The sequence below is a fragment of the Paenibacillus antibioticophila genome, from assembly GCF_000455265.1.
Classification (GTDB): domain Bacteria; phylum Bacillota; class Bacilli; order Paenibacillales; family Paenibacillaceae; genus Fontibacillus; species Fontibacillus antibioticophila.
In genome coordinates this window covers 2,666,287-2,682,532 of record NZ_HG005139.1, presented here as the reverse complement: position 1 = coordinate 2,682,532, position 16,246 = coordinate 2,666,287, and the positions used below count along the sequence as shown (strand labels likewise).

The 16,246-nt window shown below is 46.5% G+C and carries 15 protein-coding genes; 10 read left to right on the top strand and 5 right to left on the bottom strand.

The genetic code is table 11. The annotated features are described in order from the left end of the window. The first annotated feature begins 70 nt into the window (after nucleotides 1-70). The 8 genes from TX85_RS12370 to TX85_RS12335 all read left to right on the top strand — a co-directional run bounded on the left by TX85_RS12370 (nucleotide 71) and on the right by TX85_RS12335 (nucleotide 8,068). Nucleotides 71-811 carry a GTP pyrophosphokinase gene (locus TX85_RS12370; RefSeq protein WP_044479392.1) on the top strand — a complete coding sequence of 247 codons (741 nt, stop codon included), beginning with the start codon at nucleotides 71-73 and terminating at the stop codon, nucleotides 809-811. Nucleotides 812-965: 154 nt separating this feature from the next. Next, nucleotides 966-2,429: a spore germination protein gene (locus TX85_RS12365; protein ID WP_044479391.1), complete on the top strand. Its 1,464-nt coding sequence runs from the start codon at nucleotides 966-968 to the stop codon at nucleotides 2,427-2,429. Between the two features lie 15 nt (nucleotides 2,430-2,444). Beyond that, the gene (locus tag TX85_RS12360; protein ID WP_044479390.1) at nucleotides 2,445-3,671 is read left to right on the top strand and encodes a Ger(x)C family spore germination protein; all 1,227 of its coding nucleotides are present in this window, start codon (nucleotides 2,445-2,447) and stop codon (nucleotides 3,669-3,671) included. Continuing rightward, nucleotides 3,668-3,889 carry a hypothetical protein gene (locus TX85_RS12355; protein WP_044479388.1) on the top strand — a complete coding sequence of 74 codons (222 nt, stop codon included), beginning with the start codon at nucleotides 3,668-3,670 and terminating at the stop codon, nucleotides 3,887-3,889. Before TX85_RS12360 ends, TX85_RS12355 begins: the two co-directional genes overlap by 4 nt. 17 nt (nucleotides 3,890-3,906) lie before the next feature. After that, nucleotides 3,907-4,995, top strand: coding sequence for a GerAB/ArcD/ProY family transporter (locus TX85_RS12350; protein WP_044479386.1), 1,089 nt, complete (start codon nucleotides 3,907-3,909; stop codon nucleotides 4,993-4,995). A 99-nt stretch (nucleotides 4,996-5,094) separates the two neighbouring features. Beyond that, nucleotides 5,095-5,763, top strand: coding sequence for a uracil-DNA glycosylase (locus TX85_RS12345; protein ID WP_044479385.1), 669 nt, complete (start codon nucleotides 5,095-5,097; stop codon nucleotides 5,761-5,763). A gap of 43 nt (nucleotides 5,764-5,806) precedes the next feature. Next, a complete protein-coding gene (locus TX85_RS12340; RefSeq protein ID WP_044479384.1) occupies nucleotides 5,807-6,550 on the top strand; it encodes an MOSC domain-containing protein in 744 nt (247 codons plus the stop codon). A gap of 279 nt (nucleotides 6,551-6,829) precedes the next feature. Next, nucleotides 6,830-8,068 carry an RICIN domain-containing protein gene (locus TX85_RS12335; RefSeq protein ID WP_392391822.1) on the top strand — a complete coding sequence of 413 codons (1,239 nt, stop codon included), beginning with the start codon at nucleotides 6,830-6,832 and terminating at the stop codon, nucleotides 8,066-8,068. Nucleotides 8,069-8,328: 260 nt separating this feature from the next. Here TX85_RS12335 and TX85_RS12330 read toward each other — a convergent pair whose 3' ends face one another. From TX85_RS12330 to TX85_RS12320, 3 genes are read right to left on the bottom strand one after another with little or no spacing between them, the layout of a single operon-like run. Beyond that, nucleotides 8,329-9,273 carry a DUF4097 family beta strand repeat-containing protein gene (locus TX85_RS12330; RefSeq protein ID WP_044479382.1) on the bottom strand — a complete coding sequence of 315 codons (945 nt, stop codon included), beginning with the start codon at nucleotides 9,271-9,273 and terminating at the stop codon, nucleotides 8,329-8,331. After that, nucleotides 9,270-9,827 carry an HAAS signaling domain-containing protein gene (locus tag TX85_RS12325; RefSeq protein ID WP_044479381.1) on the bottom strand — a complete coding sequence of 186 codons (558 nt, stop codon included), beginning with the start codon at nucleotides 9,825-9,827 and terminating at the stop codon, nucleotides 9,270-9,272. The genes TX85_RS12330 and TX85_RS12325 overlap by 4 nt, the downstream gene beginning before the upstream one ends. Continuing rightward, nucleotides 9,827-10,144, bottom strand: a complete 318-nt coding sequence (locus TX85_RS12320; RefSeq protein ID WP_044479380.1) for a PadR family transcriptional regulator — start codon at nucleotides 10,142-10,144, stop codon at nucleotides 9,827-9,829. The genes TX85_RS12325 and TX85_RS12320 overlap by 1 nt, the downstream gene beginning before the upstream one ends. Before the next feature lie 533 nt (nucleotides 10,145-10,677). Between TX85_RS12320 and TX85_RS12315 the strand changes: the two genes are divergently transcribed. Next, nucleotides 10,678-11,406, top strand: coding sequence for a lysophospholipid acyltransferase family protein (locus TX85_RS12315; protein WP_044479379.1), 729 nt, complete (start codon nucleotides 10,678-10,680; stop codon nucleotides 11,404-11,406). 34 nt (nucleotides 11,407-11,440) lie between these two features. Further along, nucleotides 11,441-12,679, top strand: coding sequence for a beta-ketoacyl-ACP synthase II (gene fabF / locus TX85_RS12310; RefSeq protein ID WP_199558829.1), 1,239 nt, complete (start codon nucleotides 11,441-11,443; stop codon nucleotides 12,677-12,679). Nucleotides 12,680-12,860: 181 nt separating this feature from the next. On the opposite strand, the gene TX85_RS12305 is transcribed toward fabF, so the two are convergent. After that, nucleotides 12,861-15,059: a GH92 family glycosyl hydrolase gene (locus TX85_RS12305; RefSeq protein WP_044479378.1), complete on the bottom strand. Its 2,199-nt coding sequence runs from the start codon at nucleotides 15,057-15,059 to the stop codon at nucleotides 12,861-12,863. Between the two features lie 33 nt (nucleotides 15,060-15,092). Further along, nucleotides 15,093-16,187 carry a GntR family transcriptional regulator gene (locus TX85_RS12300; RefSeq protein ID WP_044479377.1) on the bottom strand — a complete coding sequence of 365 codons (1,095 nt, stop codon included), beginning with the start codon at nucleotides 16,185-16,187 and terminating at the stop codon, nucleotides 15,093-15,095. Nucleotides 16,188-16,246: the final 59 nt, after the last annotated feature.

Here is a 16,246-nt window from a genome sequence, read left to right as displayed (position 1 = left end):
TTGGCCTGCCTGAATCGACTATAATTTAAATGTGGCACACCGGTAAGCTGACAAAAGGAGAAATTGGACTATGAATGCATTATTTCCAATCGAACAATTAAAAAAGATGAAGTATGATCTGACCCGCTTCTTGCTGGTATACAAATTTGCGCTCGATGAAATCGAGACCAAAATTGATATTTTGAAGGAAGAGTTCCAGTCTTTGCATGATTACAGCCCGATCGAGCACACCAAGTCCCGTATTAAGTCGCCGGAGAGTATTATGAACAAGATGCTCCGGAAAAATCATGAATTTTCGCTGGACGGAATTCGTGATAATATCAAGGATATTGCCGGTTTAAGAATAACCTGTTCCTTCATCTCGGATATCTATGCGGTCAAGGATATGCTGGCGAACCAGGACGATCTGAAGGTCTTGGAGATCAAAGATTATATCGAGCATCCTAAGCCCAATGGATACCGCAGCCTTCATATGCTGGTTGAGGTGCCGGTCTTTATGTCCGACTGTTGTGAGCATGTCTGCGTTGAGATACAAATTCGGACGATTGCGATGGATTTCTGGGCTAGCCTGGAGCATAAGATCTTCTATAAGTACAGTCAGGCGATTCCCGAACGTCTGCTGAATGAGCTGAAGAATGCGGCGGAATCTGCGAATTCGCTTGATCTGCAGATGGAGCGGCTGCACAGGGAGATTAATGATATTAAGGATGCGAACGGTGACAGCGAATTCGACGAGCTCCGCCGGATTATGATCAATAATCAGCAGTTTGCGCTTCCGGCAGGATTCATGCAGCTGCTGACGGATGAATAGAATAGTCCTGAACATTACAGCTTTGTCCTCCCCGTGAGGATAAGGCTGTTTTTCTTTTGTGCGGGATTTGAACCGAATTCGATCAGCAGGAGGCAGCAAGAATAAATTGCCTAGTAAAAGGGATATTAAGGGTGTATTGGAGGAGGCTGGTTGCATGAATCAAGTGGAGCATTTCGGGTGGGAGCATGAGCACATTCACGACAATCGTAATCAATTCATTGACGTGCTTAAGCATCGGCTTGGCAACAGTCCGGATATTATTTACAGGGATATTGTATATGGGAATAACTCGGTGCTGATCGTATATGTGGAGGGCATGTCAGATCCCAAATCTCTTATTGACGGCATGCTGGAGAATGTAGACGTTGCGGCTTCTTCCAAAGAGGAATCGCCGGAGCAGGCGTATGAAAGACTCAAGAAGCAGGGTATTGCGATGGGAAGGGTAAGAGATACGGATCATTATACGGAGCTGATTAGCGCCTTGCTTGCTGGAGGCTCGATCATTTTTGTCGAAGGACATTCCATATGCCTGCTTGTAGGAACGGAAAGCTTGAATCAGCGGGGCGTGGAGGAGGCTAGCTCCCAATCCGTTGTTAGAGGACCGCGAGAAGGCTTCACGGAATCGCTTAGAAATAATACCGCTTTGGTCAGAAGACGCATTCAAAGCCCGATGGTTAGAATAGAGCAGCGTCGCTTGGGTGAGCAGACAAGAACAAGTATCGCCATCATGTATATGGAGGGCATGGCCGATGAGGAAGTGCTTAGTGAGCTGCGTACCCGACTCGATCAGGTCCAATTGCCCAGTGTGCTGGAGAGCAGCTATATCGAGGAAATGATTCAGGATCGACGCTACAGTCCCTTTCCCACGATATTCAATTCAGAGCGTCCGGATGTGATCGCATCGGCTATTCTGGAGGGAAGGGTTGCCATTCTTATGGAAGGGACCCCATTTGTGTTAATTGTCCCGTCCCTGTTTGTCCAAGCCTTTCAATCCAGCGAGGACTACTATCAGCGTGCGGACTTTGCCAGTCTGGTTCGTCTGCTAAGATACTTTTGTTTTGTGCTGGCTTTATTGACCCCTTCTTTTTATATCGCAATCACTACCTTTCATCAGGAAATGATCCCTACCAATTTGTTGATCAGCTTGATCGGACAGCGCGAGGGGGTTCCTTTTCCGGCCTTTGTGGAAGCCCTGATTATGGAGATTACCTTTGAGATTCTGCGTGAAGCGGGAATCAGACTGCCCAAATCCATCGGTCAATCCGTATCCATCGTTGGAACGCTGGTTATCGGACAGGCGGCGGTGGACGCCGGGCTGGTATCTGCGGCCATGGTAATCGTAGTGGCTATTACAGCAATCGCCAACTTTGCTCTGCCTGCGTTCAATCTGGGGATTTCAGTCCGGATTCTGCGGTTTCTCCTGATGGCCATTGCAGCCTCCTTCGGACTGTACGGGATCATGATCTCGCTCATCATTATCGCACTCCATTTATGCAGCCTTCAATCGCTGGGCGTTCCCTATATGAGTTCACTGGCCCCCTTAAAACGCAACAGCCAGAAGGATACCCTATTGCGGTTATCCCAGCGCATGGTAAAAAAGCACTTCAGAGAAAACTAAAAGCGGGGAAGGCTTATGTTATGTACAAAGCAAAAAGTTAGTCATATCAGCTTCCTTCTATTACTGGTTATACTTCTGGCCATTCTTCCAGGCTGCTGGAGTAAAAAGGAACTAAACGAGCTGGCGATCGTCATGGCAATGGGCATCGATTATGACGATTCCGATTATGAAGTGTCCATTCAGGTCATGAAGTCAAGCGAGGTTGGGAAGTCAGAAGGCGGGTCATCCGACGGAGCGCCGGTGATAACTTACAGAACGTCCGGCAAGACGATTCCGGAAGCGCTGCAGCGCATGCTAAGCGTCGCGCCCCGGGTTCCTTACCTTTCCCATATCAGGGTGCTCATCTTCGGGGAGAGCCTGGCCCGCTCAGGGGTAAGCGACGCACTGGACTTTCTCTCAAGAAACCAGCAGCTTCGCACCGATTTTTTCATGCTTGTGAGCAAAGGCGGCAAGGCCTCTGAAATTCTTGACGTGGTCACCTCCTTCGAGAACATTCCGGCCAATTCGCTCTATTCCTCGATCCTCTTGTCCGAGAAGAAATGGGCGGTTACCGGCAGGGTGACCCTGCAGCAATTTATTACCCAGATGGAGAGACGAGGCTCCAATCCGGTGCTGCCCGGTGTACAAGTCGTGGGGAACAAGAAGGAAGGGGAATCGCATGAAAATAAAAAAAGAGTGGTGCCGATGACGCTTCTAAAGCACGTGGGTCTTGCGGTATTCAATCGTGACCGGTTGGTCGGTTGGTTGGGGGAGCCGTTAAGCAAGAGCACTAACTATGCGCTGAATGAGGTCAATACCACCTCCGGATATATTGAGGGACCTGAGGGGGGGATCGTTGGTTTTGAGGTGAGGAGAACGGAGAGCGATATTAAAGTGAAGCTGGGAGAAGACAATGTCCCCGAGTTTACCGTTAAGATGACGATGGAGACAGACCTGAATTCGGTACAAAGCACAGTGGACCTGCAAAAATCTGACACGGTTGAATGGATCAACCGGAAAATTGAGCAAAAGGTGGACAGCTATGTCACGCGGGATCTCCGAATTATTCAGGAGAAATACGGGACCGACGTATTCGGCTTCGGCGAGGCGCTTCACCGGAAGTATCCCAAGCTGTGGAAGAAGCTGAGAGACCATTGGGATGAGCAATTTAAACAATGCAAAATCACCGTGAAATCAAAAGTGGCTATTAGAAGGATTGGCTCTATTGTTCAACCTGTAAAGCGGGAGATGAACGAACAATGAACTGGAATATTATATTGCTGCTGGTTATGGTATACACCCTCATTAAAGAGGGATTGCAACTCAAGAAACGGGCATTGCGAAGGGATCGTATCGTCTTTACCTTGCTATGGATGATGACATTTGGCGTTCTGTTAGCGGAATGGAGGGGATATCCCGTGATTCGGCCCTTGGACTGGATTCGAGCGGCAACCTGGCCATTAAGCCGCTGGCTTGGCTAATATATGGGGGAATAACGATGAAAACACCATCCATTACGACCGTCCAATTTTTTATTTTAACCTTTGGATTGACCATGGGCACTTCGATCTTGGTCACCCCGTCCGGGCTTGCCGGAATTGCCCGGGAGGATGCTTGGATTGCTGACCTATTATCTACGGCAATCAACCTGTTCATGGTCTGTATCTATATCGTGCTTGCCCGCTTGTACCCCGGCAGCAATTTATTCGAGATCTTCGAAAATATCCTTGGAAAATGGTGCGGCAAAGTCTTGTCTCTGCTGTATCTCTTTTACATATTGATTCTGACCGGGACGCTGCTAGGCAATCTTGGATTTTTCCTGACGAGTGAGATGATGCCTGAAACTCCGATTGAAGCAACCCAAATCTTGTTTCTCATTGCGGCAGTTGTATGTGCAAGACTGGGTATCGTTGTATTAGCAAGAGTTGGAGAGTTAGTGTTTCCATTTATCATCGTGCTGTTTCTTGTGCTGGTTTTAACGCTGATTCCGCAGATTCACCTGGACTTCATTCTCCCCATCTTCGATGACGGGATTGCTCCTATTATTAAGGCAGGCTCCCATGCGGCGGTATTTCAGGAATTGATTATTATGATGGTGTTCATTCCATTAGTCCAAGAGAAAAAAAAGGGGGAACGGGCTTTTCTTGGAGGGGCATTGTTAGGAGAACTATTTCTTACACTCCTTGTTTTACTTAGTGTGCTAGTCCTTGGGATTGAACAGACAGAGAACAATTCATTTCCGGCCTACGCATTGGCCAAGACGATTAATGTGGGGAATTTTCTGCAGCGTGTGGAAGGGATTCTGGTGATGATATGGATTTTGACTTTTTTCATTAAAATCTCATTGCTATTCTTCTCCATGCTGAAGGGAATGAGAATTGTGTTTGGCTTGAAGGAAGAAGGGGCGTTAATTAACACGTTTTCTGTGCTCATCATTCTGGTCGCATGGGAAACCTATATTAATTCCGTGTACGTTGGAGAAATCATTCAAAAGGTCTGGTTCAGTTATGCCCTGCTCCATTTGATTGTTGTACCGTTTCTGCTCTGCCTGACCGGAATCATTAAGAGAAAGCTGCTTCGAAAATAAGATGAATTTTGTCTTCTTGCTTCGTTCATTCATTGCTTGACCTGGCTCTCTCAGATAGAATAATAGGCAGAGTGTTCTACAAGAGAGGAGCCGCCAAAGATGTTTGGTAACGATTGGGATATTGTTTTACAGGATGAAATCGAGAAATCATACTTTCAGGAGCTTCGCTATGCGCTGGCCCGTGAATACAAACTACATACCGTGTTTCCACCCAAAGAGCTGTTGTTTTCCGCGTTGAAGCTAACGCCCTATGAGAGCACACGAGTCGTCATACTTGGCCAGGACCCTTATCACGGTCCGGGGCAGGCGCATGGCCTGAGCTTCTCAGTGAAGCCGGGAGTGCGCATTCCTCCTTCCCTGCAAAATATATATAAGGAGTTGGAGCAGGATCTCGGTCTGCAGCCGCCGAACCACGGCTATCTGCTGCCCTGGGCGGAGCAGGGGGTGCTGCTGCTGAATGCGGTATTGACTGTACGGCAAGGCCAGCCTAATTCCCATAAGGGGCTGGGCTGGGAGCAATTCACCGATGCGGTAATGATGAAATTGAATGAACGCGAGACGCCGCTGGTGTTTATCCTTTGGGGAAGCTATGCCCAGCAAAAGGGAGCCTTTATTGACCGGAATCGTCATATGGTGATTCAATCTCCGCATCCCAGCCCGTTTTCGGCGCATAGAGGCTTTTTAGGCAGCCGGCCGTTTTCACGAACAAATACCTTTCTTGAACAGCATGGCATGCCGAAGATTAATTGGGCGCTGCCGAACTTGTAAGCAGATGAAGGATAAGACACGATGCAACGGGGAGAGTAGAGCTATGCAATCAATCATCGGCGAGATTCGGGACATCAACCGTTATCCGGTAAAGTCGTTGGCAGGAGAAACGCTGGAAGTATGCGATATAGAGTCTTATGGCCTGGTGGGCGACCGGTATTGCGCATTTTATGATGAGACTAAAGAGGGCTGGTCGCGCTTCGTAACGGCAAGAAATATTCCTGGCCTGTTATCCTATCATGCCAAACTCATTGATGGTGATATCGAAGTCACCACCCCTGACGGGACAGTCCTTGGCTGGGACGAGCAGCTGCTGAACGAAATTCAAAAGCTGTCCAAGAAGCCGGTAACCATGTCCAGGCTGCGGGACCCTCACCCGCAATTTCCGCATTTGCTGTCCGTGGATGAGGCAAGTGTGCTTCTTGTTACAGATGCAAGCCTGAGAAGGCTGGAAGAGGCGTGGGGACAGCCCGTGGATCATCGGCGGTTCCGGGGGAATTTTGTTATAGCGGTCACGGAGGATTCGATCTTTGAAGGAGACTGGATCGGTCAGCGTCTTGGCATTGGCGAGGCGGAATTACAGATAGACAGTTACTGCGAGCGTTGTGTCATGATTACGATGGACCCGGATAACCTGGACCGAGATCCTTCTTTGCTGAAAAAGGTGCATCAGGATTTCTCTCTTCGGTTTGGGGTATATGCTTCTGTCGTAAAGCCAGGAAGGGTTCAATTAGGCGACCAGGTGAAGCTGTTGGACAACCCGGAGGCAGACGTATTACGCGCCTAGAATTCGGAATAGATAAGGGTGTTCTGCAATCATCACAGATGAATGAAGAAACGCTCTTTTTTTTACAAAAATATGAAAATTTAGATATTCAAAATATAGAAACTGGTATATAATGGACTTAAATCTAATGATAGCGCTTCCAATAAAGGTTTCAGAGTACGGCGCGCGACGTGCTTTGAGATAGATGAAGTATGTGAGGTGATAGAGAGGTTACCCAGGTAGATTTCTGCTTTGATGTATCATTCTATGAAGCTCTCATTTTAAAAAATGGAGGGGAAAATGATGCTTAGAAGAGGAAAAGTAATTGCGCTATTTGTGATCTTTACGTTGATAATGTCGATGATGCCCCCAATGAAGGCAGACGCTGCAACCTGGAACCTGGTCTGGAGTGATGAGTTCAACGGGACTTCTCTGAACACCTCCAACTGGGTTGCCGAAACCGGTACCGGAAGCGGTGGCTGGGGCAACAATGAGCTGCAATACTACACCAATCGTTCGCAGAATCTGCAAGTTACCGGCGGTAATCTCGTCATCACGGCCCGCAAAGAAAGCTACGGCGGCATGCAATATACGTCCGCCCGCATTAAGACTCAAGGCTTGAAGAGCTTTAAGTACGGTAAAATTGAAGCTCGTATCAAGCTGCCTTCCGGACAAGGCTTGTGGCCGGCGTTCTGGATGCTCGGCGACAATATTACCTCGGTAGGCTGGCCGAAGAGCGGTGAGATCGATATCATGGAGCGCATCAATCATGAAGGCAATGTCCATGGCACCGTGCACTGGGATGCGAATGGCTATGCCTCCTATGGAAGAGCTTCAGGAGCAGTCGATTTCAGCCAATATCATGTGTACAGCATCGAATGGGATGCCAACTATATCCGTTGGTTCGTAGATGGCGTGCAGTTCAATGAAATTCTCATTCAGAACGGAACCGGCAATACCGAGGAATTCCAGAAGCCGTTTTTCATTCTGCTTAATATGGCTGTAGGCGGAAATTGGCCGGGGTCTCCGAACAGCTCGACTCCGTTTCCTTCCCAAATGCTTGTTGATTATGTTCGCGTCTATCAACAGTCCACTTCCTCCAGTATTGTCAATAACGGAGTGTATACTCTGACCTCCAAGGTTAGCGGTAAAGTGCTGGATGTTGTGGATGTGTCCACGGCCAGCGGCGCCAAGATGCAGCAGTGGACCAATTATACCGCAGCGAACCAGCAGTTCAGACTAACGGATACAGGGGATGGGCACTACAAGCTGACGGCTATTCATAGCGGGAAGTGCCTGGATGTGCCAAGCGGAGCGAGCACCGTAGGTCTCCGGCTTCAGCAATGGGACGATAACGGGAACAACGCTCAAAGGTGGAAGCTGGTCGATGTTGGCGGAGGCTATTATAAGCTCGTCAACAAAGCGAGCGGCCTGGTGATGGATGTGTCCAATTCCTCCACGGCCGACGGAGCGGTTGTGCAGCAGTGGAATGATAACGGAACGGATGCCCAGAGATGGTTTCTGACTCGTATACAATAAGCAGCATCTAGGCGAGCCCTATACCTACATCTATGATTTAACCGGACGCTTGTCCGGCGAGTATTGGGACAGCACAACTAAGTAAACTTACAAACATGGGAATCAGCAATAAATCGGCATGAAGGCCACCTTCATAAGTAATTAAAGAAGGTGGCCTTCCACATATCATAACTCAACCTTTTCCTATAGGTAGAACGGAGATTCATAAATAGGCGATACGGCTCGTACATGCGCCTCACCTCCAACGTGCATACGGCCGCTTATCGCTTTGCGAGCGTTAAATTTCCTGAACCTGTTTTAATGTCCACCGATACGCCCCCATCGCCCAATAGGATGGTTTCCTGCTTATCGGCAGTAGGCTGATCTTGCTTATCCCATTCGTTATGAAGTTTTCCCGAACCGTGACTGAATTTGATTGTTGCAGAAGAAGGCTGTTCAGCCGTATAGAGAGTAACATCACCGCTGCCGGTTGTAATTTTCATAGGGTGTGCGATATCCGCCATCGTTGCCTCAATTTTGGCCGAATCAGCCTCCAGTTCAAGCTCGGCTTCCACATCTCTCATGCTGATGCCGCCGCTGCCCGTCTTCACCTTCAGTTTCTGTGCGGTCAGCTTTTCGAGCGTTACATTCGCATATTTTCCGTTCAGCTCTACGGTATCCGCCGAAACATGGTTGATTTCCGCATCGCCGCTGCCCAGTTCGAGCGAAACTGTGCTCGCGGTCACGCCGTCAAGCTTGATTTTGCCCGAATACGATTTAATTCTCACGGATTGAGCGGCAAATTCCGCCATATTCAAATTCCCGGATTTGGTATTGAGGACCAAGGAATCATACTGCTGAGCCGGCAGCTCTACTCGAGCCTGTAACTCGAATACACTGATGCCGAATGTGGAGGCTTTAGTATCCACGCCAATCCTGACCGCATCGCCTTCCCGAACGATGTTCAGTTTTGTTGCATCCGCCAATTTCTTGCTTGCCTTACCGGTCAAAAAAATCTTGATTTCGTTTGTCGAACTTTTCGCCATCGTTACATCCATGCCGTCCATTGAAAGAACAATATCCTTCACGCCACCGGCATCAATCGATTGATCCTGGTTGATCTCTACACTGCTATAATCGAAGCCTTTTCCGTTCCACAACGTCGCGCCAACGCCAATCAATCCGATCGTCAGCAGAATAACCGCGGTAATGACCCACTTTTTCATCGCTTCTTCACCTTCATCACTCTGGAATTAAATTTCAAATACTGCAAAGTCATTTTGGAAACCGCCCTCGTCAGCCAGCGGGAGAACGCCGCCAGCAGCATTCCCAATCCCAACAGCGCCAATGCTGCGAAAATACTTTGGATAAGGGTAAGGCCGCCACCGAATAATCCTTCGTAAACAGCGGTCAATGCGCCCAGTACGCTGGCGAAGGCTGCAGCCCAGCAACCGAGCAGCAAAGCCAGAAGAACGAGGTAAGGCGCCAGAACAAAAACCAGATTAAAAAATCCCAAACCTACCGTAGCAATAACTGCCTTCGACACAGGCGCAATACGTCCGTTGCTGCTCTCCGCCTGATTCACCCGGTAGACCAGCAGCATTTCTTTGGCAAGCTGGCGCGGATCGCCAAGCTCATTGGCGATTTGCTCTTCAGCTAGTCCGTCTTCCATCGCCCGTCGAAAGTGCTCCTCATAATCGAATATCCACTCGCTTCGCAACGGCTCGGGAATCGACTTCATCTGTTCCTTGAGCTTTTTCAGAAATTGTTCCTGTGTCATCAGCCGATACCTTCCTTTATCAATTGATCTACGGAAACTGTGAACGACCGCCACTCCTCGATCAGTTCGTTCAGATGATCGCGCCCAAGCGGCGTAAGCTTGTAATATTTGCGGGGAGGTCCTTCGCGGGACTCCCGCAGATAGCTGGAAAAATACCCCTCCAGCGTCAGACGGGTCAGTAGCGGATATACGCTGCCCACCGCCACCTCAAACTTGGAGGAAATCACCACGGCAAGCTCGTAGCCATAACGGTCCTCCCGTGCGGTCAGGGCCAGCACGCACAGATCAAGAACCCCTTTCTTGAACTGTATATTCATTCAAAACCCTCCTATGCGGTAATGATCACTATTATTTAATATTGAATACCTCCTCTTGCTATAATATAACACTTACTATTCTACAATGCAATATAGTGTACCAGGATGAATGCAGTACAAGACAATGTGCCAATTATCAGGCAAATGAATCAGAAAATAATAATCTGGTGTTGTATGTTTCGACATTCCGCTGAAGGCGTATCGTATATGGGGCCGGATTAGTATATTTGTAAATCGTTCAAATTAATGATTCTCAAACAATTCTTTCACAATTTGCAAATAAAGAGGCAGTAATATAACCGTAACAAGTTAAGTAATGAGATACAACACAGACAGACTTCAGATAGAAAATCCCCTAGTATTTTTCAATCAGTAGAAAAAGAGATATGGAGGTTTCGATTATGGCAGATGAAATGATTTCAACCATAAGGATTATCTATACATGCTCCTGAGGGGGATGCTCAATCAGTAGAATATGTATAACCTGTTTTTTATGAATGCTCAACGATTAACGATGATATAAGGAGAATTTAATGAAAAGAATTATACTAGTTATTCTTAGAAACATTCTTTTTATTCCCTATGGATGGATTACATTATGCCATTATGCAAAGCACACAAATAAGTATCCAGAAGAACAAAAATACGCATTGATACGGAAATTCTCGAAGTGGATGATAAAGGGCGGTCGAATTAATCTGGAGGTTTATGGAAAAGAGAATCTGCCAATTAAAAACGGTTACATGATTTTTCCCAATCATCAAGGTTTATTTGATGGATTTGCAATTGCACAGGGGTTAGAAGTGCCATTTTCTACAGTATACAAAAAGGAACTGGATAGTATTCCGTTTGTAAAGCAGGTATTACTGTGTGTTAAGGCAATTGCACTTGATCGAGAGGATGTACGGCAAAGTTTGAAGACAATTAATCAAGTAGCCGCCGAAGTAAAGAATGGGCGTAATCTCATGATTTTTTCTGAGGGGACAAGAAGTAAAAATAGGAATGAACTTTTGGATTTTAAGGGTGGTAGCTTTAAGAGTGCAATAAAAGCGGAGTGTCCCATCGTGCCAGTGGCATTGATTGATTCATATAAAGTGTTTGATTCAAAATCTATTAAGCGGATAACTGTGCAAGTCCATTTCTTACAACCTCTTTACTACGAACAGTATAAGGGTATGTCAACATCACAAATTGCAGAGATGGTAAAAGCAGTGATAAAGAACGCAATAACTATACACACTCGTGCTATTTCAGAGTTTTGATAATGAAGTAGCTTCTGGGAAGGGACGGCATATAATGAAAAGAGTTGTTGTTACAGGATTAGGAGCAGTAACTCCTATTGGAAATACCGTAAATGAATTTTGGGAGAACATTAAACAAGGGAAAGTAGGCATCAATAAAATAACGAAATTTGATACCACTTCATACAAAGTGAAAATTGCGGCAGAGGTAAAAAATTTCGTAGCTACTGAAAAAATAGATATGAAATCCGCAAAGAGGATGGAGCTTTTTTCACAATATGCTGTATCTGCGGCAATTGAGGCTTGGGAAGATTCTGAAATAGACATTAGCAATGAAGATTCGTTTCGTATTGGAACGGCGATAGGGTCAGGTGTAGGTAGTCTGCAGACTGTCGAAAGTGCTTGTAAAATAATTGAAGAAAAAGGTTCCAGAAAATTGAAACCACTGATGATTCCTCAAATGACTCCTAATATGGCGGCTGGAAATGTTGCGATAAAGCTAGGTGCTCAAGGAAAGTGTATTAGTATTTCAACAGCTTGTGCAACAGGAGCAATCAATATTGGTGAAGCTTACAGAAGTATTCAATGTGGAGACGCTGATATTATGATTGCCGGAGGTACAGAAAGCTGCATCACACCTACTTGTGTTGGAGGGTTTTCCGCATTAACCGCATTATCCATAACAGAAGATCCACTCCGCGCTTCCATTCCTTTTGATAGAGATCGTAATGGGTTTGTTATTGGCGAAGGTGCAGGAATTGTTATCTTGGAAGAACTAGAACATGCCATAAAGCGAAAAGCAAAAATATATGCTGAATTGGCAGGGTACGCTTGCACAGCAGATGCATATCATCTGACATCGCCTTCAGAGGATGGTGGGGGAGCGGCGAAAGCGATGGAGCTGGCGATAGAAGAAGCTGGAGTTACCCCATCGGAAATTGATTATATTAACGCTCATGGAACAAGTACTTACCAGAATGACATCACAGAAACAAGAGCAATTAAGAAAATTTTCAAAGAATTTGCAAGGACAGTTAAAATAAATTCAACAAAATCAATGATAGGACATTCTTTGGGGGCGGCTGGAGGCATTGAATTTATTGTCTGTACAAAGACTATTACAGATGGCTTTATTCATCAAACAATGGGAACAAGCCTGCTTGAGGATGAATTCGATTTGAATTACATGATTGATGCTCCAGTTCAACAAAATGTTAAAGTAGCGCTTAGTAATTCATTTGGTTTTGGGGGACATAATGCTGTTCTAGTCTTAAAACAGTTTTCTGGAAAATAATTTCAATACTTCTCAAAGCAATTTTCAGAGTGCTTCAACCAAGCAGTCTCCTTGGATCAGTGTAATGCTGAAGAAACTAAGCCTAAACTATATGGGAAAGTTAATAAAGAGCTTATAAAAAGACTCCCAAACAAAGAATTTCTCTTTGTTTGGGAGTCTTTTTACATCTGCACACTCATATTCAGTTCTTAGGTTCTGTGATCGAAAAAGGCAGCTCCTCAGGCTTGTAGCTTCGGTAGCTTGGAGCAAGACCGAGCCGGAAATCCAGTGATTTCCCTGCCAGGATGTCTTCATGGGTAATGAACAGCTTTTGATACGGTTTGTTATCCAGGTTCACATTAGCCACGAAATTAGACTGCGGATTATTGTTGGAGGTCTCAATTTTCATATGCTTGCCGTTAGGGAGCTCGATCTTGACACTATCGAACAAGGGAATTCCCAATACATATTGATTGCTGCCAGGACATACCGGATAGAAGCCCATGGAGCTGAACACGTACCAACCGGACATACTGCCGTTGTCCTCATCCCCAGGATATCCGTCAAAGCCGCTGTTGAACAGATTGGCTAGCAGCTGCTTGATGACAACCTGCGAGGAGGCCGGCTGACCCACGTAATTAAACAGATACGGGATATGGAAGCTCGGCTGATTGGAAATGGCTAACTGCCCATAATCGATGGCCGCCATTTCACTCATCTCATGAATTTCAAAGCCGTAACCCAGTACATCAAATTCAGGTTCTTTATTGCACAGCTCGGTGATCTTTTCAAAGAAACGCTCCTTAGAGCCGTAGGCCTCAATCAGACCCTGAATATCATGGAACACCGCGAAGCTGTTCTGCCAAGCGCTGCCTTCCGCATAATCAAGACCCCAGCTTGTGCTATTAAAGTCAGGACGAAATTGTCCGTTTGCATCCTTGGCACGCATGAAGCCGGTCTCCGGATCGAAGATATTCCGGTAATTCAGCGCGCTGTGCCGGTAATGCTCAGCGACTTCCTCGTCGCCAAGCACTTCAGCCACACGGCTGATGCAGTAATCACTATAAGCGTAATCCAACGTATGGTTAACACTTTCGTGATAATGGCTTGGCACATAGCCGTACTTGATATAGTCAAGCGTACCTTGACGCCCATAGCAGTCTTTTTCGCTTTGTGTTTTTGCGGCGGTAAGCATGGCCTCCAGCAATTCAGGCATTAGCTGCTGGCCGATCCCCTTGGCTGCCGCATCGGCGATTACCGCGTCGATAAGCGTTCCAGGCATGAGTCCCCGTTCATCCGGAGACAGCCATTTTGGCAGGAAGCCGGTCTCACGATAACTGTTCAGGAAGCCCTCCAGCATCTCTTCATATTCCTTAGGAGCAATGATGGAATAGAGCGGGTAGACCGTTTTATAAGTATCCCAGAAGCCGTTGTTGGTGTACAAGACCCCTTTTTTAACAGCTTTGGCGGTAGTATCGTAATGAATCGGCTCCATATTCTCATCGAGCTCATAGAACTTCTGCGGGAACAGGAACATGCGGTACAGGCAGCCATAGAAGGTGCGCAAATACTCTTCGTTCGAATGGGAGACCTGGATTTTGTTCAAGTAATGATTCCAGGTCTGTGCGGCTTGATCCTTCAGCTCATGGAGCGACGGACCTGAATCCCGCTGTAAGTTAAGCTCGGCCTGCTCCAGGCTGATAAATGAAGTGGCCAGCTTGGCCTCCAGAATATCGGTTTCACAGTCATGGAAACGAATAACGACATGCTGATCCACACCGTTCAGGCGGGTTTCATTACAGAGATCGCCTTCAGCGTTGTAATATCCGGAAGTGCTTAGATCAATATCTTTATTAAAGCTCATGGATACATACATGCGGAATCCGTCGTCATGACAGCCTGCGAAATTACTGATATAGCCGGTAATTTTACGATTCGCAGCATCGATATGAAATTCGCTGATGTTCTTCACATTCAGCACGATCCCGGCTTGCTTGCTGGAATTATACTTGATGTTCATCGTGGCGCCATAGCAGGTCGGAACGAGCTCGGTAATGATATTGTAGCGCTGCTGCTTCACCTTGACATAATGCGGCTTGAAGACCGCTTCTTCAGGCCGGTAAGAGCTTTGGCAAGAGAAGAGAGAGCCTTTGATTTTCTCGTCAGCAATCGGTGTCATTAAGAAATAGGAGAAGTCCCCCATCCATGGACTTGGCTGGTGAGTTAGACGCAAGCCCAAAAAGACGCGGTCATGGGGATTAAAGAACCAGCTTCCTTCCTGGTTGGTCTGAACCACAAAATGATTCATGCCAAAGGGAACCGATGTATAGGGCAGTGTGTTTCCGTGCGAAAAAGCATGCTTATTGTGGGAGCCTTGTCGTGTATCAATGTAATGCAGCATGCAGAACCTCCTAACTTGATATAAAAAGTAGTATTACAATCTCCTAACGGTTTGCCGTTCGATGAGCTGCACGGGAACTATGACGTTTTCCCGCGGCGGCTGGTGCGGATTCTCAATCGTTGCAATCAGATTTTTTGCTGCAAGATAGCCCATTCGGCCAAAATCCTGCGAGATCGTGGTCAGCTTAGGCTCAACAAAGCTGGACAGATGAATGTTGTCAAAGCCGACAATCGAGAAGTCCTCTGGAATGGATAGTCCGATTTCCTTGGCAATCTGTATGATCTCGATCGCAATCAGATCGTTCTCCGCCACAATCCCGGTAATGCCTTGCTCCTTAACAGCTTGAATGAACTGCAGATAATACGCTCTGCCTTGTCCGTCTTCATGGGTCAGATAGCGCTCAGTTAAGTCATTGACGCTGTAATCATTCAGGTTGTAATCATGAAGAGCCTTCAAATAGCCGAAATAGCGCTCACGGATCGATGAGAAATTCTCAACATTCAAAGAGGAGACATAGGCGATTTTCTTATGGTTATTATCGATCAGATGCTTGCAGGCCATATAAGCTCCATTGAAATTATCGGAGACAACGGATAAGAAGGGAATGCCGTCAATGGTCTTGTCCATCGTAACTAGCGGATATTTCTGCAAATGATATTGATATAGAATTCCGAGATCCGAATTGCTGCTAACCGGATAGAAAATCAACCCGGCATTGGAGCTGCGCAGCGCCGCCTCCAGCAACTTGCGTTGACCGACAAGCGTATTGGACTGAATGTTCAAGGTATAGTCCGTTGTTGCCAGAAATTCATTGATCCCCTTTTCATAATCACCAAGCCCCGGGTTATGGGAAAACGGAAGAATGAGCAAAATCTCTTTGCTGCCCTTGGCCAAGGCATGAGCGGGAGTGAGCTTAGTATTTACAAAGCTGCCTTTTCCTTGGACACGAAAGATTAAATTGGCATTTTCCAGTTCGGTCAAAGCTCGCTTGGAAGTGATCCGACTTACACTAAATTGCTTGGAAATCTCAGCTTCAGTAGGAAGCTGATCTCCGGCCTTCAGCTCTCCGGAATCAATTTTTGCTTTGAGGTTGTTTACTATGTGTTGATATAGCGGGATTTGCTCCATAAGACATTTCACCTCGTCAAAATTGGTATACCATTTTACTTATGTACATGTCAAATTAT